Source organism: Pseudoalteromonas luteoviolacea (genome assembly GCF_001750165.1).
In the GTDB taxonomy this organism is placed as follows: domain Bacteria; phylum Pseudomonadota; class Gammaproteobacteria; order Enterobacterales; family Alteromonadaceae; genus Pseudoalteromonas; species Pseudoalteromonas luteoviolacea_G.
The window spans coordinates 2,919,990-2,939,808 of record NZ_CP015411.1 but is presented as its reverse complement, the minus strand read 5'-3'; the positions used below and the strand labels follow the sequence as shown (position 1 = coordinate 2,939,808).

Sequence of the window (19,819 nt, the reverse complement as noted above, 5' to 3'; positions counted from 1 at the left end):
ATTCAAGAATGTCTTGACCCACATCAATACGTTCTAAATTCAAATTTAGATGTTTTTTGAGCGATTTATGTCTAGACTTCGTATTGACACCGTCAAAAATAATTCTGGAGCGTGCGATATGAAAAGACTATTTTATTCCACTGATAGCTTGGATGATGCAGAAATGATTTCGGACGAAGTACATCAGTTAGGCATTGATGACCACCATTTTTACGTACTATCTCGGGATGAAAGTGGTATTAAAACGCATCATTTGCATGGTTCAACACAGATCGAGAAAACGCAAATTTTGTCAGCAAGAAAGAGAGCTTTTTTGCTCGCTGGTGCAACTGCTTTAGCGCTACTTACTTTTATGTATTTTTTTACCGACTTAACCAATAAATTTTTACTACAAGCATTTGCCGCGAGCATAATTGGCGGTTTTGTTGTCATGTTCATTGTTAAACTTGCTGGTAAATCATTCGACGAATACTTTCAACTGCTAGTAAATGAGCACCTTGACGCCGGTGATGTAATTATCATAATCGATGTTGAACGTTCTCAAACACATAAAGTTGAAACCCAACTCGAAGGTCATCCAAAAGCACAATTTTTAGCTGACAGCTCGAATTTGGCATCGCCAATACCAGACTAGTTCTGCAATTTTGTCGAAAAATAGTGGTGATAGACTTTGGAGAATGAAAAAGGTATCACCACTCGTAGCATCAACTTTTGATTGCAACTTATGCTGCAGAGCTAACTTCCTTGTTAGCTTCATCGTCCTTGACTGCCTTCAGTTTTGGCAGCGGGTTTCTTGAACCAATGGCTTCTTCAATAGAATTGAAGCCATCTGCTTTCAATAGTTTAACTAGGCCTCTGTTGATTTCACTTATACTTTGAGGTCCGTCAAAAATCAGCGTTGAAATCATGTGCAAAATGCTTGCACCAGACGTTATTTTTTCATAAGCATCTTTGGCAGTGAACACGCCACCCACGCCAATGATTGTGAGCTTGCCTCTTGTTCTTCTATAAACGTGTCTGATCACGTTGGTAGAAATACGTTGTAGTGGTAAGCCACTCATGGCGCCTTTGTGGAACGGAAGCTCTTCTTTAACATATTCTTGGTTGAATTTTGGTTTGGCCAAGTTGGTCAATACCACACCATCCATTTTATGTTCAACGCACGCATCAACAATGATGTTAATTTCTTCTAAAGTCATGTCTGCAGCGAGTTTGACGTAAATAGGGCGGCCTTCAACTCTGTGTTTATTTACCGCGATAAGTAACGCATCTAGATTGTTCTTATCTACAAATGGTTCGCCATCTTGTGTATTTGGACAGCTTATGTTGATGGTGTAGTAATCCCCAATGTCTTTGAATAACGCCATTGTTTTGGTGTAGTCGTCAATAGAGTCTTGTAAATCAAATTCAGGCGTTATATTAGATTTAGCCGCGTTGATCCCGACTTTTAACTTGCCAAAATTTACACCTTTCAATCGTGATGAAATTTTCTCAGCGCCTTGGTTATTTAAACCATACCAAACAAGAATTGATTTTGATTTAACCATTCTAAATAAACGTTTGCCGGGGTTTCCAGGGCAAACTTCACCGGTAAATGAACCTAGCTCAGCCAAACCAAAGCCAATCGATGGGTAAATTTTGGTTAGTTCACCATCTTTGTCAAAGCCTGCGGATAAACCTAACGGGTTTCTATATTTTACACCGTCAACTTCAATTTTCAGGCTTCGGTGACCGTAGTTGAAGAAAAAAGAGGTGATCCAGCGAGTTAGAAAGTTTGAGCCCAATATTACTCCGACACGTTTAAACATGTAGTGAGCATCTTCAGGGTCCATCAGGAATATCAGCGGGCGGACCGCTCTGTATAGTAGCTTTAAGACAAAGTTACGAATGCCGATGATAAGGCGCATTTTCAACCTCCAAATTTGTCATCGATTGTTGTTGTTGGGTGCTTTTTTACGAGCACATCTGGTAACTCATGTTTTTAGCTTATGATCATTAAATAATAATAGCAATAAGAATCGTTATCATTTACATTGTTCTTATTCAAATTGGAGGTGCTGATGAAAAAGTGGATGCTGAAGCTATTGGGTACAGATGTAACTAAGCCAATTGTTAGAAGTGTAGTTGAGCCTATTTGGCAAAATACAGGTGAGGTTTTTTATTTATTGAATACTTTGCAATTGCGCTATAAATCCCGATATGGGGTGGTGAGTATCGATGCATTTGATATCAATTCATTCTTCAAAAACGTGGACGAACCTTTAGACGAGCTTGTGAGCGAATTTGGAGAAGAGTTTACTTTCTCAGTTTGTGCAGTTGCTTGGGAGAGGCTTGGTAATCAAACGCGGGTCAAGGCTATTGACAACGCCGCGGTGTTTAGATTTAACAAATCATTAGACATATCGACTCAAGCGCTTTTTCAGCACCAGTTTTGTTCGTCTGATGAGAGCAGGAAAAGTGAAGTTAATCTCGCTTTAAGCAGAGGTGTATTTAAATATTATAACGTCCAAATTGGGGAGTTTATTAATCAACTCAAAGAAGCCAATAAAAAAATTAATCATGAGCGTGTTAAACGCCATGGTATAACTGGCGAAAATTTTCACAAAGATGTTTTTGACAGGATATCGGTGGCGTGAAAAAGTATCGTGAAAGAGTGGGGTACTCATAACCCACTCCTGCGTGTGCAACTTATTGGTCGTCGTAAGTTGCGATTTCTTGCTCAATAACCACAAGTTCTACACCTGCCATCTCAAACATATCTCTGGTTTCTTGTGCTGCATGGTAGCGCTTTTTTGCAACAACTTTGGAAATGCCACAGCTGATGATGAGCATGGCGCATACACGACATGGCTCCATTGTACAGTATAAAGTTGCACCATCTAATGGCACGCCATAGCGAGCGGCTTGGCAGATAGCATTTTGCTCTGCATGGATCGTGCGTACACAATGCTGTCGTGTGGTACCATCGCTATCTGTGACTTGTTTCATTAGGTGACCGACATCGTCGCAGTGTGGTAAACCAGAGGGAGAACCCACATAACCTGTTGATATTATTCTTTTATCTTTAACTATAATACAGCCTGATTTACCTCTATCACAGGTGGCCCTTTGTCCAACACTGTCAACTAAATCAATGAAGTATTCATCCCAATCTGGTCTCATTGTTTGCGCCTTCAATACTACTTACATGTCAATAGTATACTCAGTATCTGACTCAATTCGAAGCTTATCTTATCAATGAGTTATATCTTTAAAATGAATCTAATGTATAGGGTGAATATATAATTAATATTATTAATGTATCTATTAGCTTTGGAATTTAGTATAAATTGTTTTTTAACTCTTATACTTTGGCGCTGTATGAAAAATAGATATTTGTTATTTGCTGCTTATTCAAGCTTTTTAGCGGCTGTTTTACATCTTGGATGCATTATATTTGGCGCTCCTTGGTATCGCTTTTTTGGTGCAGGTGAGCACATGGCATCGATGGCTGAAGCTGGGAAGTTTGAACCTACTTTGACTACTTTACTGATTGCAACTGCGTTAAGTACATGGGGCTTATTCGCTTTATCTGGCGCTGGTGTGATACGTCAATTACCCTTCTTGAGAACGGTTATCTTCTTGGTTGCTATGGTATTTATTGGCCGTGGGATTGCATTCCCGTTTATTATGCCTTTGTTTCCTGAAAATACATTGACGTTTTGGCTTGTGAGTTCTTTTATATGTTTGACGATCGGTCTGTGCTACGCATTAGGTGGATGGCAACTGTATAAGCAGCAATCCGATCTATAAAAAGTGATTTATCAATATATATAAGTTGATATTCATATATTTTATATTACGTATGTTCTGACTGTATCCACAATTACCTCCTATATTTCAATTTGGCACTAAACTTGAAGCTCCATATTGTTAGCAGACTCTGCTAGCAATATCTCAACTTATTATCATGTAAATAGGTAAATGTGAGCTCATCAACAGTATGAATCTAACTAAAATTGTGCAAAGCGCACCAAAAGGGGGCAATAATGAACTTCTATGAAGTTAATTTCGATGGACTTGTCGGGCCATCACATAACTACGCAGGCCTGTCATATGGAAATGTGGCTTCAAAAGCAAATGCAAAAAAATTTTCCAACCCTAAGCAGGCAGCTTTGCAAGGGTTAGATAAAATGTTCGCTCTAGCGCAATTGGGCTTACATCAAGGGGTGTTGGCTCCAAATGCCCGCCCAGATTTAAAGACGTTACGTGCGCTTGGATTCGGTGGAAGCGATGCGGATGTTATCGCGAAAGCTGCAAAAGCAGAGCCTCAATTGCTTAAAGCATGTTATTCAGCGTCGTCGATGTGGACAGCAAATGCGGCTACGGTGTCGCCAAGCTGCGATACTGAAGATCGGAAGGTTCATTTTACGCCCGCCAATTTAAACAACAAACTGCATCGTGCGATAGAAGTTGAAACAACGGCTCGTATTCTGAAGCAAGTCTTCCATGATAAAGATTATTTTGCACATCACGAACCGCTACCACAGCATCCGCTTTTTGGTGATGAAGGGGCTGCAAACCATACTCGCTTGGCTGACTCTTATAATCATTCTGGCTTGGCTGTATTTGTTTATGGACAAGATAATCAAAGTGATATCAGGCCGTCCAAATTCCCAGCCAGGCAAACACGTCAAGCAAGTGAGGCGGTAGCACGCAGTCATCTGCTTAAACCTGAAAATAGCCTTTTTATTCAGCAAAACCCTGATGTAATCGACGCAGGTGTATTTCACAATGACGTGATAGCGATAGGCAATGAAAATGTATTTTTATTTCATGAACAGGCATTTTATGATCAGCAAACGTCAGTTAGAAAAATTCGAGAGGCCTACTCTGGTAGTCGGCCTTTGCACTTGATTGAGGTCTCTAGTGCTGATGTGACGGTAGAGCAAGCTGTTCAGAGTTACATATTTAACAGTCAGCTGGTGAGCTTGCCAAATGGTGGAATGGCTCTGATAGCGCCAAGTGAATGTCAAAAAATCAATGCCGTTGAAACGTATTTAAGTACGCTTAAAGAGGCAAGTAATCCCGTCAATGATGTCATTTACCTAGACGTCAAACAAAGTATGCAAAATGGCGGTGGGCCTGCTTGTTTGCGTTTGCGCGTGGTGTTGTCGGAGCTTGAACTCAAAGCGGCCAATCAAGCTTGCCTTTTAGATGAGCAATTATATTCAAAGCTATCTGCTTGGATAAGTAAACACTATCGTGATCAGCTAAGCGAATATGATTTGGCTGACTATCAGCTATTGTTAGAAAGTTATTCTGCTTTGGATGAATTGACTCAGATTTTGCAACTTGGTTCTGTGTATGACTTTCAAATAGGGTGAGCTTAAATGAGCCTTCTATCACCTGAGAAGGCTTAGGTACTTCCTCGTTTGGGCTACATATGTGAGTAGCCCATGCAGCCCAAAGCACTTCGACTGATCCCATGGCGGTATAACTAACTTTTGCCATTCATAACTTATCTGTTGCGATTTACGCGCCAAACGTTGTCTCTATTATCTTTTTTTGAAATTGTGTTGTTTTAGCTCTATTGAAAATGTACCCGAAATCTAAAGTGTATTTTTAATATCGTTGATTATACTTTGCTTATCTCTATCTAGGCATGTTTGGTGTTCTAGTCAGTAGCGGGTCGTGAATTAGGATTAAGTGGTCTTGCTTGAAGTAGATAGTGATGAACATACGATAACCAATGATAGGTGATTAGCTATGTCACTAGTACTTCGATGCGCACAGTACGCTTTTATAACACTTGCCAGCTTGATGAGTTCAATATGTTTGGCACAGAACAATGTATCTCAATCTGATGAGAGCCTGAAAAAAATTCTCAGTGAAATTAACGCCAATTTAGCCCAAAAAGACTACCAATCAGCATATCAAAAAGCCGAAGCAGAAATTGATGAGTGGGCTGGTGAGCCTAACTTCGATTTTTTATATGCTCAAGCCGCGTTAGAGCAGGCCAAGTATGATGAGGCTATATTCGCGTTAGAACGGGTGTTGGTGAGCTGGCCAGATCATGTCCCCAGCCATTATTTGTTGGGTTTAACATACGCGAAACAAAAAAACTATACGCAGGCCAGTGGTGTTTTTTCAAGTTTGCTAAATGCTCAACTCAGTCCGTCAATGCGCGACAGGGTAAGCCAAGCGTTAGAAGCCGTTGAGCGAAATACGCAAAAGCTGGAGCAATCTTTTAATCATACAGTGTCACTCGCTCTGGGTCATGACTCAAATGTAAATAGTGGAGCCTTGGATGATAGAATAGTGATTGGTGGGTTGCCGCTCACATTAGGCCAAAGTAGTTTGAAAACAGCAGATAACTTTATGCGGTTCAAATATCGCTTTCGAGGAAACTGGCAGCAGACACAGTACCAAGGTTGGAAATTAGACGTTAATTACTCAGATCAGCGCCATAAAGATGCTGATCAATATGACCGATATCAAGGCTCAATTCGATTTGGGTATGAACATAAAAAAGATGATTTTACTTTTTCAACTGGGGGGCAATTTGGTGTTTTAACACTCGATAATAACACCTACCAACAAGACTTTGGCTTGTATGGCTCAGTGCAATACAACATTACACCTCATTATTTCACGGCTTTAAGTGGCTTTGCTTTTTCACAAAACAATGTTCAAGACCGCAATCTCGATAGTCGTATTTATACCATTCAAGGCTCCGCAGGGTATTCATCAGCATTATGGCTGTTGAAGGCTGATATTGGATATACCTGGCAGCCAGCCAGATATGATGAAGGTGAACATTATGGCCGAGACTACAATTTTATTTCTGGATCAGTGAGTCACAAAACTGGGGAAAAGGGGTTATTGAGTTTTAAAGCGCAATATAGAGATATTGAACACAGAGCAGATCATCCTCTTTTCTTGTCTACAAGAAACGAAGAGCTTGTCATTCTTAATTTGAATTGGCGATACAAGTGGAGCCAATCACTGAGTGTGGATTTGTCAGCATCTTACTACGATAAACACAGCTCAATTACCTTATATAGCTACGATAGAACAGAATGGTTCTCAGGAGTCCGTTATGAATTCTAATTTTAAGTTGATTGCCAATTGTACACCTGTATCAACAGTGATGGCTCTCGCGCTGTTTTTGCCATTTTGTACGGCTGCAGAACAAGCAGGTAAAACCATAATGTCTCGTGGGGAAGTGATTGCAACTGATAGCAGTAGTGAGGCGAATAGAGCTTTGAAGAGACGTAGTCCAATTTATGATGTGGATGTTGTAAATACTGGTGAGTCAAGTCAGGCCCAGCTCAGAATGCAAGATGGCGCTATTATTGCCCTCAAAGCCCAAACTCAATTGAAGATTGAAGAATATAAATTGGGCAGCGCTGAGGGCGGCTCTGTTGTGATGGAACTTATTTCTGGTGGATTACGCACTATCACAGGTGAAATTAAAGGTGATAAGGGTAATTATAAATTGAAAACACCCGTTGGCAGTATTGGGATCCGTGGTACCCATTATGAAGCTGAATGGAAAAACAACGAGTTACTCTTGGCGGTTTGGGATGGCACCATTGAAGTTGATATGAGTAATGCGACAGGTGCGCAAGCACCTGTTTTACTTGGCAAAGGCGGAGATTTTTCTTTTGCGAAAGTGAGCGAGAGCGGGGCCGTTACCTCACTTCTCAAACCCCCTTCTGAGTTATCTTCACTGTCTTCGTCAGTAAGCGAGTCAGCACAGTCTAATGATACTGAAGAACAAAGTTCTACGGTTGCGAGTGCTGAATTAGACCCCACTGAACAACCGGCTCCAGTGTTGGAGGGGAGTTTTTCTCAAGTGGCTAATGATGTGTCGCAAAATGAGTATATTAATGAGCAAGAATTGGATAGCTTGGGAACCGATGACATCGGTGAGTTAATTTCCGAGCGAACTGGTAGTGCTGCTTATACTGTGCTGGAAAGCATAGACGCAAGCTCAAGCCTTGGTACAGTGAGTGCTCTTAATTTACAAATGACGGTTAACTTTGATCGAGGAACTGTTGAGCAGGGGGCTTTGTCCTTTCAAGATTCTGGTGGTGAGTGGTTTGCTGCATTTAATGGCTTGATAACCACTGAGGGAATGGATCTTGGTGTTAACTTTGCCTCTCATGGTAATAATCTTGCTAATGGGACGATTCAAAGTCAATTCATTAACGGACTTGATAATTTAAGTGGTTCCTTCAATTTAAGAGAAATCGAAAACCCGAGCGTTTCAGCTCGAGGTGAGTTTCTTTTAGGTCAGCCTTAGGAGAAATATGATGAACCTAAGTGCAATGGTACGTATTTATATCGCACTCATATTTGCAGTAGCGATGGTCGGTTGTGGTGGCAAAGACGATAGTAAGCCACTTCAACAAATAGATAATACATCTGAGTTGGTAGAACAGCTCAATGAATCAAGCTCAAACACTTCTTCGAATGTTCCTGTCGTAGTGGACTTTTCATATCAACCGAAATTTAGACATGCTCGATTAGCCGCGACTCAGGTCGTAGATGAATTGATGATCAATGGGACGGGCGATCTTACTCACCCACAAGGTGATTTTACAGAACGTGGTAATATCACGGTTGCTGTTGATAACATTGAAGATCCTGATGGTATTGGCCGCGTTCTGCTAGGCTTTGATAATGCTGAGCAGGCGATAGAGTTATGTAGTGCAAATTGTACTTCTCCTTTCAAGTTCACTCAGACCGGTGTTAATCCATTTGACTTTGGTCAGCCGAGGGGCACTATCAATTTGCAAGTATGGGTTGAGGATCTAAATGGCAACCTGAGCATAGTGGCGATAAAGCAGGTTAATTGGCAGCCGCTAAGTGTTGTGGTAGAGCCCGCGCAAAGACAAGATGATGGTTCTGTAGAAATTAACTGGCAGCCACTTGATAGTGCGCTTAGATACAACGTTTATTTGTCAGAAGAGCCGATAAATAGTCGTTCATCGATTGATTCACTCCCAACGAGTAATCGATTTGTTGCCCTATCAACCACCACCCAATCATTTTCAGGTTTAGATCCGAAAAAACATTATTATGTTCTAGTTACTGGCATTGATGGGAGTGGCGAAAGTGCTTTCAGTGAATCAATATTACTACCTGCTACTGAGCAAACTCCTCCGATTGCGAATAATGACGGCTTCACAGGTTTACAGTTTGAATCGATTTCAGGCAATGTGTTAACTAATGACTTAGATTTGGGCTTTGGACCTATCGAGGTTTTGGGTAACCTTATTACGGCACCATCAAATGGTAGTGTGAACATTTCTGCAAATGGTGACTTTGTATATACACCTAATGATAGTTTTTTTGGTACGGATAGCTTTGTATATCAAATACAAAACTCACAAGGTGCGACTGCTCAGGCGACTGTGACTTTGGAAGTAGAAGCGGTAAAAATCTCTATATTGACACTTAATAACACTTACACGGTCGAGAAAAATACGGAGTTGACTGTGGCGGGAAGAGGTGTGCTGGTAAATGATGTGCACTTATCTGACCAGACGTTGCAAATTGATACTCAGCCAGAGCGAGATGTAGTCAATGGCGTTTTATCGCTTAACTCTGATGGTAGTTTCACTTATGTACCAAATAGCGAGTTTATCGGTGATGACTCATTTGTATACCGTGTACGTAGTAACGATGGTGAGGTGCAACTGGCAGAAGTATTTATTTCAGTTCAAGAAAGCGTCACCAGTATTCCGCCCGTAGCTGTTAATGATGCGTTTGAGACTAGCGAAGACTTTATTCTATCAGTTAGCTCGCCAGGTGTATTAGAAAATGATATTGATCAAGCACTTAATACTGTTTCAATTAGCATAGAGACAACCACAACCAGCGGTTCGCTGGAGTTGACGGAAGAGGGGGGGTTTAGATACGTCCCTAATGCTGATTTTGCCGGTCAAGACTTCTTTATATACATCATAACAAATGAAGTGGGATTGAGCGCAAGTGCATTTGGTGTAATTAACGTCCTAAGTGTTAATGATCCACCTATGGCGATGGATGACTCTTTCGAAGTTGCACAGGGGCAGCCAACTGCGATAAATGTAGTAAGCAATGACAGTGATAAAGATGGTGAGTTAGTTTTATCGACATTAGAAATTGTGATGCAGCCCATGCACGGTTCTGTCTCTGTAGATTCAAGTACGGGACAATTGATATATCAGAGCGATGCCAATTACCGCGGTTCTGATTATTTTGTCTATACAATAGAGGATAATGAAGGTGCTAAGTCAAATGAGGCATTTGTCCAAATTTTTGTTACGGGAGAGAACTCCGCACCAGTGGCGGTAAATGATATTGCCAGCACTTCTCAAGGTGTACCTGTAGATATTGATGTACTCGCTAATGATGCTGACTCAGATGGTTCATTAGTGTTTAGCTCTATTGAAATCACAACAAATCCAGCTAATGGGCAAGTGAATTTGAATTCTAGCGACGGGGTTTTGGTCTACACGCCTAGTTCAGGGTTTTTTGGCACAGATTCATTCCAATATCGTGTACAAGATAATGAAAATCAATTTTCTAATATTGCGTCTGTTACCGTGACGGTACAAGCTGTTAATCAGGCACCTGTCGCAAACGCAGACAGTGCACAGGTTGAAATTGGTGCGTCAGTGATGATTGCAGTGTTAGAAAATGATACCGATTCTGATGGTACTATTGATGCGAGTACGGTTGAGGTTGTTACAAATCCAAGTAAAGGGACGGTTAATATTGGGTCTACCGGAGAGATTTCGTACATGCATTCAGGCACAGCGGTTGGTACAGATAGTTTCTCATACCGAGTGAGTGACGATGATGGTACGCTCTCTAATATCGCACTTGTTTCCATCAATATTGTTGAGCCAAATACCATCCCTATCGCGAATGCAGATACAGCATCACTTGATAAGAATACGTCTGTCATGATTGATGTGCTCAATAATGATGATGCCAAAGGGCAGACATTAAATTTATCTAGTATTGAGATAATTAATCCAGTATCACATGGCTCAACCTTTGTTGATACTTCTACAGGCTATATTAGTTATATTCCGATGAACAACTTTGTTGGTACTGATAGCTTTACGTATCAAATCATGAATAACTTAGGTGAGACATCTAATGTTGCAACTGTGACGATCACCGTTTTACCAAAGAATTACTCACCGACGGTATCACCTAATTCAGCGAATATTGATACCAGTGTTTCTAATGGTGAGCTTGTATTACAAGTTACTGCGTCAGATCCGGATGGTGACAGTATCAGCTACACATTGAATGGCACGAACGCCAGTCTATTTTCAATCGCGAGTAATGGCCAAGTAACGGTGGCTAATGCGGGTCAAATTAGTACTAATGGTGAAGCTGTTTACACGTTGACGGTTGAAGTCTGTGATAATGCCTCTCCTAGTTTGTGTGCTTCGGCGCAAATAACAATCAATGTGAGTGTTGCGCAAACTACATTTGTTGCAAACAAACTGACTACGTTTGGCTCTGATGGAGAAAGTATTGTTAGGCTTCGCGCTTCAATGGAGTCGCACGAAGCGGGCCAATCTTTATTGTTAAGTGATGGTAGCGTGTTAGTCGTCGGTGGAGTAGGGTATTGGAATGAAACCCTAGTCAGGAATATACATCGCGCATCGATAGCGAAGGTGATGCCTGATGGATATCCAGATACAAGCTTTGCAAGTCAAGGCGTGTTTACCAGTTACTTCGGGATTGAAGTTGCTGATCAGCCACAAAATATCGTTGCTAAGGCCGTCGCCGTAGACAGTAGTAATCGTATTTACGTTGCTGGTTTTGCCGATTTTGGTGCAACTGAAGCGCAAGAGCTACTGTTGTTTAGATTGACTGCCGAAGGTGTCCACGATACTTCTTATGGCGCAGGCTCTGGCTATACCAAATTGCCACTCACCACCGGTGGACGAGTAACGCCGATATCTATTGCTGTGGATGATGCTCAGGTTGTTACTGTGCTGAGTAATGTAGCAGTTGGTGAAAATACCAGCATCAAGTTCACTCGTGTGGACGCCAGTGGAAACATAACTGCGTCACTTGATATTGCGCCAAGTTCTTCTCAATATGCCGATGGTGTGATTGACCTGGGTAGTAATTTACTGGTCTATGGCGAAGTTATGTCGGAGGCTGGGAATAAGGATTTATTATTTGTAAGAGTAATAGAAGATACGCTTGCAATTGACACTAGCTTCCAATCTGCCGGATTTTTACAAATTGATATTTATAGCGCCGCATTTGACAACCAAGTACATGATGTTATTCAGTTGAGTGACGGGAAGTTGTTACTGACAGGAGACTCTTACCTTACCGGTGGTAGTGATAAATCGGTATTTGTAATGCGGTTGAACAGTGATGGCTCAATGGATACTTCATTTAATTCTACAGGGTACATTTTATACGAGCTAAATCAATTACCTGCATCCGGTATTGACGGTCAGGACTTTTCAACATGGAATGCGTTTGGCTTTGGTCTGTATGCGGATGATACACACTATTACGTTGGGATTGGCCGGGGACAATACAGTACGTCTTCAAATGCTGTACAGCTATTTAGAACGGACTTAAACGGAGTCATAGATACGAGTTGGCTACCAGAATCTGGCGGTCCTACAGCCTACAGACAATTTTTATTGACTCCAGTTGATTGGCATCGCACGAGTCAAGGGCTGTTTGTTTATGGTTATCAGTATCGCTCTGTAGGAAACAATTTTTTCTATTCTCAATGGATCGGAGAGTTTACGCTCAGTGCAGCTTTAAATAGCAATTTTGGCTCAGCAGGTGAAGTCAACTTAGACACAGGAGATGCCAACGAATCATTTACTGAAGGACTGAGCATTCAGTCGTCATCGAGCCAATTACTTCTCACTGGTAACGCAACGACTTGGCAGAACGGCGAAGTGCCTTATGTCTATAAATTAGATGACACAGGTAAAGGGGTTGCAAGTTTTGGTAACCTTGGCAAGGTGCAGCTCGCGCTGAGTACTTCCGTAACGACAACCACTGCCGTAGAAGCATTGGCTGGTAATATCTTACTTGCAGGCAATCAGACGGTTGATCAAGCGGTCATTGTGAACGTCAAAAATAATGGTCAGCAAGATTTTGACTTCATACCTGGTAGCAGTGCAACCGCCATCGGTATTTCCGCTTCTACTTATGGTGGCACGGGCAGTACAATTAAAGTGACCAAGTTATACACATTACCGACCTCAGACTTTATCGCATTTGCGAAAATTAATGATGGCTGTATTGACCAAAGCCATGCATTTTTCTATTCGAGTGTGGGTCTGATGTTAGGACACTTCCAATACCCTGTTCCTAGTGAAGTTTCCTGTGGTACCACAGCGAGAGGGATTGATTTTATTCACCCCGTGTCCACAACGGAATTAGTTGGTATTGGTACCGATGAGCAAGTATTTAGCGAACCACGCGTGATTCTAGCGAAATCGAATTTAACAGGTGACTTGGATGCATCGTTTGGTACTGCAGGTGTATCAGCCTTAGACATTGGATTGGTATCTGGAGAAACGATGGACTTAAAAGGCTCGTTTGTTGACTCGCAAGGCAAGTTTGTCATATTCGGCACTGGTGGAAGCAAAAACTTTGTGCTTAGAGTGAATATTGATGGCTCTATTGACAGTACATTTGGTTCTGGTGGTGTATTGATATTTGAACAGTTAGGTACGACAGCCGTTGTGGTCAAGCAAGGTTGGGTTCAAAGTACTGGGGAGTTGGTGTTATTCCTACAAGAATCAAGCGGTCAAGGTGTTTACATTGCTCGGGTTAAATTGGGGGATGACGCAGGTACTCTCGATACAGCGTTTAACACTGTTGGTTATCAGAACTTTTCAACCCCCATGACAGGACAGTTATCCTCTGCTATTAGTTTGAATAATGGAGATAGTTTTGTACTTGTTTTACAACAAGATGAGCCGAAGGTCATCGTGTTGCAAGCAGGAATCATTGAAATTTCTGACTAGCGAGGTTGATATAGGATGCAGTTAAAATTCTACGGTGTGAGGGGCTCTATCCCCACACCGGGGCCAGATACAGTCAAATATGGTGGTAATACAGTGTGTGTATCACTGCAAAGTCAGAATAACACACACATTATCTTGGACTCTGGAACCGGTATTCGAATTCTTGGTGATGAGCTAATAAGAGATACTCGGGACATATACATTCTACTAAGTCATAACCACTGGGATCATATCCAAGGTTTTCCGTTCTTTGTGCCTGCGTATATGCCAAATAGGACGATAGCAATTGTGCCAGGTGTCACGGATTGCCAGGCACCTGATGCAATTTTAAGGCAAATGGATGGTAGCTATTTTCCAGTTCAATATGATGATTTACCCTCAGCTGTCAGAGTCTTACCGCAACAAAGCGATAAGTGGCACTATCACGATATTTATATTGAACGTATGGCGATGAATCACCCCGGAGGAGGCAGTGCGTATCGCTTAACGGTTGATGGTGTAAAAATTGTTTACGCTATAGATAACGAATTATACCCTCCGAATGACCCCGTTACGAGCTTTGATGAGTGGGTGGAGTTTGTAGATGGCGTTGACTATTTAATCCACGATGGTCAGTTTATTCCCAGCGATTACCCATTGAAAATGGGATGGGGACATTCTCAAATTAAAGATGCTTTGGCTTTAGCGGTTCAAGGGAAAGTAAAAAATTTAGTTATCATTAGTCATGATCCGGCAAGAACTGACAAAGACTTGGACCAAATCGCATTAGACATTGGCCAAAAAGGGTTTGATTTTAATACCATTATTGCGCATGAAGGCTTAGTGATTAAATGAACCTTGCCAAACACTTCAAGCTTTACCGGCTTCAGTGGGCGACAGGTAGTGTTATTACATTTTTCTTTATTTTACTCCATATGCTAGCGTTGTCGCCCGCAGCACCTTACGGGCAAGTATTGAAGAGATTTGAGGGCCTAGCTTATGACGTGAGGCTCGAAGAATCACTTCTTTGGCAGCAAAGGTCTTTCTTACCCATTGTTATCGTTGATATAGATGAACAAAGTTTGATTGAAATAGGCCGCTTCCCTTGGAGTCGCCACGTAATGGGAAAGCTACAGGACCAACTTGTTGCTGCGGGAGTATCTGTTGTTGCATACGATGTTTTGTTTTCTGAGCCCGAGTTAAACCCGGCTATGCAAGTAGCATTACATTTGGGTTCAACGGATCCACAGACAAACGAAATACTTAGAACGATTGCCCCAGATATTGATGCCGATATTGCCTTTTCTAAAACACTAGATGCAACAGATACTGTATTGGGTATGTTGTTTGAACACCAACAAGATATTCTTGTTGGCAAACTTCCTGATCCTATTTTTGCCAGTGAGATTTCACCTGAAAATTTGCCTATCCCAGATTTTGCAGGTCACGTGGCAAATGTAAAAGTACTGCAACAAAATAGTCCTGGAACTGGGTTCATTAATAGCGCACCAGATGGAGATGGGTTTGTAAGATACTCAATGTTAATGATTAAGCATGATAAAGAAGCTTATCCGGCTTTGGCTCTGGAGGCTGCGAGGTTATATACCTTAGCTGATACCGTAGAAATTGTCGCCAAGCCCTTTGGTGATGGTCATAGCGTTCAGGGAATAAAATTAGGCACTACTCTTATTCCCACAGATGACTATGGTCGCGTTGCGATACCTTTTAGAGGTCCAGCTTTTAGTTTTCCTTATATTTCGGCAATTGATGTGATCAATGGAAATATTGACAAAAATTTATTTGATCAGGCTATTGTTTTTGTGGGTACGTCCGCCGTTGGTCATGCTGATTTGCGAACCACACCAGTAGGTGTGCAATATCCAGGTGTTGAAGTTCATGCCAATGTACTAGAGGGGTTAGTGTTTCCAGAGTTGCTGCCTTCTCGCCCCGATTGGATAGACGGCGCGGTCGTGGTGTTGCTTGTGACATTGGGCTTGACAATGTCAGTTGTATTGCCGTTGTTAGGTGTTTTGGGGATGACGCTGTTAGCTTTGTTTGTCACGTCATGTTTTATCTTTTTTAGCTTCTATGCATGGGTTGTGTGGCGGTTGGACTTCCCACAAGTTGCGATATTAGGCCTGACGATTACGCAAACGACAATCTTAGGAAGCCTTGGCTTTGTTAGAGAGCATAAAGAGCGTGTGCAAATTAAATCTATATTTGACCAATATGTTCCACCTGCACATATTGCTTCTATGTTAGAGCAACCTGATCAGGCTTCCATGGAGGGAGAGAAGCGTGTAATGACTGTATTATTTGCTGATATACGAGAGTTCACGAGCATCTCGGAGTCGCTCGACGCAGGCAGGTTAAAGGCTTATTTAAATCAATACTTTTCACCAATCACAAAAATTATATTTGAGTATCAAGGAACGATTGATAAATATGTCGGTGATATGGTGATGGCTTTTTGGAATGCTCCATTGCTTGTAAATGAACACCCAGAGCTTGCAGTTAAATGTGCGATGCAAATGCAGCGTCAAGTAGAAGACTTGCAAGCGCAGATGCTAGAGCAAGGTTTTCCGCCCTTTGCTATTGGTATTGGCTTAAATACTGGGGACATGAATGTGGGGGATATGGGTTCTGAGTATCGAAGAGCATACACAGTCCTTGGTGATGCGGTGAATCTAGGGTCGCGGCTTGAGGGCTTGACAAAATTCTATGGTGTAGGGGTACTGGTGAGTGAGATGACCTATGAGCAGTGCCCGGACATTGTTTTTCGGCCAATTGATAAAGTAAAGGTGAAAGGTAAAAACCTCGCTGTGACCATTTTTGAGCCTATAGCGCTTAAAAATGAGGTAACAGAAGCTCAACTTGAAGAGCTCAATGCACATAAAAAAGCTTGGGAGTTGTATTTATCGCAATCTTGGCAGGAAGCTTTGTCAGCTTTTACTAAACTAATAGAGTTACAGCCACAAAGAAAAATTTATCAACTTCTTTGTGAAAGAGTGCGTGAAATGCAATCACATCCTCCCGGAGAAAACTGGGATGGAAGTTATACGCACAAATCGAAATAGTATGGGTGTAAAGGGCCATGGATCTGTCAATTCGTAGCAAAGTAGCTGAAGAAGACATCATTGAGAGCCAAGTCGCGTTAAAGCATTTGCTTAAACTTGCGATTGAGCTTTCATCAGAACATGATACTGACAGGCTATTAGAGCATATTTTAGAGTCAGCGATTGCATTGAGCAATGCTGAAGGCGGAACAATTTATTCGGTTTCAGAAAATGCGCAACTGAAGTTTGCAACGCTTATTAATGAGCCGCTTGGGTTACACATGGGAGGGACATCAGGCAAAGAGATACCTTTCCCTGCGATACCAATATATTTAGATGATGGCTCTCCCAATGAAAGTGCTTTGGTCGCGCTCGCAGCTGCAAAAAAAGATGTGATCAGAATAGATGATGTTTATGATTGCACAGATTATGATTTATCAGCAGCCAGAGCCATGGATAAGAAAACAGGCTATCACACACAGTCTGTGTTAACGGTGCCTATGGCAAACCACGAACGGGATTTAAATGGCGTATTGCAGCTGATTAACCCCCGCTGTAAAGACAAAGTGGTGAGATTCTCGTCAGATCTGGTTGAGTTGATATGTTCAATGAGCTCATTGGCAGCAGTTGCTTTGACCAATAGACAGCTGATTGATGATATGGAAACGTTATTTCAAGCATTTACCAGACTAATTGCGAAAGCAATCGATGAAAAGTCGCCTTATACAGGGGGTCATTGCCGAAGAGTACCAGAGTTAACTATGATGATAGCGAGCGCAGTCCATGACGCAAAATCAGGACCAATGGCTGACTTTAAAATGACGGCGGCGGATAGACATGAGCTTTCTCTTGCTGGTTGGCTGCACGATTGCGGCAAGATTGCCATCCCTGAATATGTGATGGATAAAGCTACTAAGCTTCATTCAGTATACGATCGAATTGAATTGGTTATTGCTAAGATTGAAATAGCAAAAAGAGACATAGAGCTAGACTATACTAAGCGGATCATGAAAGCTGAGGCTTTGGATCAGCAGCAAACCGTCAAGACGCTGAAAATGGAGTTACAGCAGACTTTGGATAAGTTAGAAGATGAGTGTGCTTTTTTAACTCGCGCTAATATCGGTGGCGAATTTATGAAAGAAGCTGATCAGCAACGAGTTCAAAGTTTGGCTGACAATTACAACGTAGTAATCGGTGGCATAGCGCAGCCTCTGTTATCTCAAGAGGAAGTCTATAATTTAAGTATTGCTAGAGGCACACTCACCACAGAAGAGCGGTTGGTGATTAATAAACATATGGATATTACGCTGGAAATGCTTGAAGCGTTACCATTTCCCAAGCACTTACGAAGAGTCCCTGAGTTTGCAGGGGGGCATCATGAAAAAATGGATGGGACGGGGTATCCAAAGGGCCTTACTAGAGAGCAAATGTCTGTACCTGCAAGGATCATGGCCATAGCTGATATATTCGAAGCGTTAACCGCTGCTGATAGACCTTATAAAGACGCGAAGCCACTCAGTGAATGCTTGTTTATCATGGGTAAGATGAAATTGGGTGATCACATTGATCCAGACTTATTCGATGTGTTTGTCAGCTCAGGTGTGTATTTAGATTATGCAAATCAGTATTTAAAACCAGAGCAAATTGACGAAATAGACACGGACAAAATCCCCGGATATAACAAGCCATAGGGGAGTTAGTTAACGCGCCAAGGCGGGTTTAAACGGTTTTCTCCAGCCCAATAAAGCTTGATTTTGTTATTGGAAGGGTCAACGAGTATGGCTTCTTTCCAGAGATACCGTTCCAGCGTTGGTAACTGTTCAAATTGAATGCCTTTTGCAACAAGCTGTTCCACCCATTCATCAAGTTCTTTGTGCTCAAAATATATCACAGCGCCGCTTTTAAACTCTTCAGTCTCTAGCGATAAAGAAAAAGAGCTGCCACCTATTGGGCATTCAAATCGAGCATAGTGCGGCGTATCAACAATTAAATTGAAGCCTAGAAGTTGATAAAACTCGACGGCTTCAGGCATGTTATTTACAGGTAGTGTGACTTGATTTAAGTTCATTATCGTTATTAGCTGTGTGGTTGATGTATAACCATAATTTCAGAAGGGGGTTTATTTGTAAACGATAAAGTCTAATCACCCTTAAAGTATGAGCTCCTGCTCTGGGCCATGCTTATTTATATGGTCAATGAGTTCTGGAAAAAAGCACAAAAATGACGTTTCGAGTTGATCAAGGTTTTCAGCTACTTCAACCCCAATTCCGCTAAATTCATTTTTAAATCTTACCCTTTTTACAATATTATCAAGTGCCTGCTGAGTACCATTGAGAGTGCAATATTGTGCAAACCAGTCATTGGTAATTAGGTTTTCGACCACCCGCTGCATAGGTAAGTGCATCGCAGGCAGTTGCTGATTAAGAAGTAGGTAGCTGTTTTCTTTGAACGCTTCAAATGAAGTCGAGCTAAATTGCGTCCAGTGTTTAATAAGAAGGTGATCATATAGAACATCTAGTGCAATGCCAGAAAATCGTCGGCGCTTATCGCTAAAAAGTAATTTTGATTGTTTAACGAGAGGATGGCTGTCAGTAAATTTATCTACCAATATATGATTGTCTAACGCGCTTTTGATACTTTGTGGTAGTGTTGTGGTTTCTAAGCCGCGTTGAAAATCACCTAGCAGATTACCATGATATGACTGCGCATTTCCCTTTGCGAGAAATAAATGGGCTAGATAATTCACATAATCACCTATTGATTACAATT

Annotated in this window: 14 protein-coding genes; 10 read left to right on the top strand and 4 right to left on the bottom strand. The window is 41.6% G+C overall.

The genetic code is table 11. The features are described from left to right. The first annotated feature begins 118 nt into the window (after positions 1-118). Positions 119-634, top strand: coding sequence for a hypothetical protein (locus S4054249_RS12395; RefSeq protein ID WP_046356171.1), 516 nt, complete (start codon positions 119-121; stop codon positions 632-634). An 88-nt stretch (positions 635-722) separates the two neighbouring features. On the opposite strand, the gene S4054249_RS12390 is transcribed toward S4054249_RS12395, so the two are convergent. After that, positions 723-1,907, bottom strand: coding sequence for a quinone-dependent dihydroorotate dehydrogenase (locus tag S4054249_RS12390; protein WP_046356172.1), 1,185 nt, complete (start codon positions 1,905-1,907; stop codon positions 723-725). A gap of 153 nt (positions 1,908-2,060) precedes the next feature. On the opposite strand from S4054249_RS12390, the gene S4054249_RS12385 reads away from it, so the two are divergent. Then, positions 2,061-2,636 (top strand): hypothetical protein, encoded by a 576-nt coding sequence (locus S4054249_RS12385; protein ID WP_046356173.1) that lies wholly within the window; start codon positions 2,061-2,063, stop codon positions 2,634-2,636. Between the two features lie 52 nt (positions 2,637-2,688). Here the strand turns inward: S4054249_RS12385 and S4054249_RS12380 are convergent, their stop codons facing one another. Further along, positions 2,689-3,162, bottom strand: a complete 474-nt coding sequence (locus S4054249_RS12380) for a deoxycytidylate deaminase (protein WP_039609746.1) — start codon at positions 3,160-3,162, stop codon at positions 2,689-2,691. 198 nt (positions 3,163-3,360) lie between these two features. Here S4054249_RS12380 and S4054249_RS12375 point away from each other — a divergent pair, with 198 nt between their 5' ends. The 8 genes from S4054249_RS12375 (at position 3,361) to S4054249_RS12340 (ending at position 18,741) form a co-directional block, all read left to right on the top strand. After that, a complete protein-coding gene (locus S4054249_RS12375) occupies positions 3,361-3,792 on the top strand; it encodes a hypothetical protein (RefSeq protein WP_046356174.1) in 432 nt (143 codons plus the stop codon). A gap of 236 nt (positions 3,793-4,028) precedes the next feature. After that, positions 4,029-5,366: an N-succinylarginine dihydrolase gene (astB, locus tag S4054249_RS12370; RefSeq protein ID WP_046356175.1), complete on the top strand. Its 1,338-nt coding sequence runs from the start codon at positions 4,029-4,031 to the stop codon at positions 5,364-5,366. Positions 5,367-5,748: 382 nt separating this feature from the next. Then, entirely contained in the window at positions 5,749-7,092 is a 1,344-nt protein-coding gene (locus tag S4054249_RS12365; RefSeq protein ID WP_046356176.1) for a tetratricopeptide repeat protein, read from the top strand. After that, positions 7,082-8,290: a FecR family protein gene (locus S4054249_RS12360; protein WP_052960963.1), complete on the top strand. Its 1,209-nt coding sequence runs from the start codon at positions 7,082-7,084 to the stop codon at positions 8,288-8,290. The genes S4054249_RS12365 and S4054249_RS12360 overlap by 11 nt, the downstream gene beginning before the upstream one ends. A gap of 7 nt (positions 8,291-8,297) precedes the next feature. Next, positions 8,298-14,015 carry an Ig-like domain-containing protein gene (locus tag S4054249_RS12355; protein ID WP_080928353.1) on the top strand — a complete coding sequence of 1,906 codons (5,718 nt, stop codon included), beginning with the start codon at positions 8,298-8,300 and terminating at the stop codon, positions 14,013-14,015. 15 nt (positions 14,016-14,030) lie between these two features. Continuing rightward, positions 14,031-14,849, top strand: a complete 819-nt coding sequence (locus S4054249_RS12350) for an MBL fold metallo-hydrolase (RefSeq protein WP_046356178.1) — start codon at positions 14,031-14,033, stop codon at positions 14,847-14,849. Next, a complete protein-coding gene (locus S4054249_RS12345; protein WP_052960964.1) occupies positions 14,846-17,071 on the top strand; it encodes a CHASE2 domain-containing protein in 2,226 nt (741 codons plus the stop codon). The genes S4054249_RS12350 and S4054249_RS12345 overlap by 4 nt, the downstream gene beginning before the upstream one ends. 17 nt (positions 17,072-17,088) lie before the next feature. Then, positions 17,089-18,741: an HD domain-containing phosphohydrolase gene (locus S4054249_RS12340; RefSeq protein ID WP_046356179.1), complete on the top strand. Its 1,653-nt coding sequence runs from the start codon at positions 17,089-17,091 to the stop codon at positions 18,739-18,741. A gap of 5 nt (positions 18,742-18,746) precedes the next feature. Here S4054249_RS12340 and S4054249_RS12335 read toward each other — a convergent pair whose 3' ends face one another. Further along, positions 18,747-19,118 carry a VOC family protein gene (locus S4054249_RS12335; RefSeq protein ID WP_046356180.1) on the bottom strand — a complete coding sequence of 124 codons (372 nt, stop codon included), beginning with the start codon at positions 19,116-19,118 and terminating at the stop codon, positions 18,747-18,749. An 81-nt stretch (positions 19,119-19,199) separates the two neighbouring features. Further along, positions 19,200-19,796 carry an ACP phosphodiesterase gene (locus S4054249_RS12330; protein ID WP_046356181.1) on the bottom strand — a complete coding sequence of 199 codons (597 nt, stop codon included), beginning with the start codon at positions 19,794-19,796 and terminating at the stop codon, positions 19,200-19,202. Positions 19,797-19,819: the final 23 nt, after the last annotated feature.

What these genes read in the sequence shown, in the direction of transcription:
- S4054249_RS12365 (WP_046356176.1), top strand. Translation starts at nt 5,749, where the DNA reads ATGTCACTAGTACTTCGATGCGCACAGTACGCTTTTATAACACTTGCC.
- S4054249_RS12360 (WP_052960963.1), top strand. Translation starts at nt 7,082, where the DNA reads ATGAATTCTAATTTTAAGTTGATTGCCAATTGTACACCTGTATCAACA.
- S4054249_RS12335 (WP_046356180.1), bottom strand. Translation starts at nt 19,118, where the DNA reads ATGAACTTAAATCAAGTCACACTACCTGTAAATAACATGCCTGAAGCC.
- S4054249_RS12385 (WP_046356173.1), top strand. Translation starts at nt 2,061, where the DNA reads ATGAAAAAGTGGATGCTGAAGCTATTGGGTACAGATGTAACTAAGCCA.
- S4054249_RS12345 (WP_052960964.1), top strand. Translation starts at nt 14,846, where the DNA reads ATGAACCTTGCCAAACACTTCAAGCTTTACCGGCTTCAGTGGGCGACA.
- S4054249_RS12390 (WP_046356172.1), bottom strand. Translation starts at nt 1,907, where the DNA reads ATGCGCCTTATCATCGGCATTCGTAACTTTGTCTTAAAGCTACTATAC.
- S4054249_RS12380 (WP_039609746.1), bottom strand. Translation starts at nt 3,162, where the DNA reads ATGAGACCAGATTGGGATGAATACTTCATTGATTTAGTTGACAGTGTT.
- S4054249_RS12395 (WP_046356171.1), top strand. Translation starts at nt 119, where the DNA reads ATGAAAAGACTATTTTATTCCACTGATAGCTTGGATGATGCAGAAATG.
- S4054249_RS12355 (WP_080928353.1), top strand. Translation starts at nt 8,298, where the DNA reads ATGATGAACCTAAGTGCAATGGTACGTATTTATATCGCACTCATATTT.
- astB (WP_046356175.1), top strand. Translation starts at nt 4,029, where the DNA reads ATGAACTTCTATGAAGTTAATTTCGATGGACTTGTCGGGCCATCACAT.
- S4054249_RS12340 (WP_046356179.1), top strand. Translation starts at nt 17,089, where the DNA reads ATGGATCTGTCAATTCGTAGCAAAGTAGCTGAAGAAGACATCATTGAG.
- S4054249_RS12375 (WP_046356174.1), top strand. Translation starts at nt 3,361, where the DNA reads ATGAAAAATAGATATTTGTTATTTGCTGCTTATTCAAGCTTTTTAGCG.
- S4054249_RS12350 (WP_046356178.1), top strand. Translation starts at nt 14,031, where the DNA reads ATGCAGTTAAAATTCTACGGTGTGAGGGGCTCTATCCCCACACCGGGG.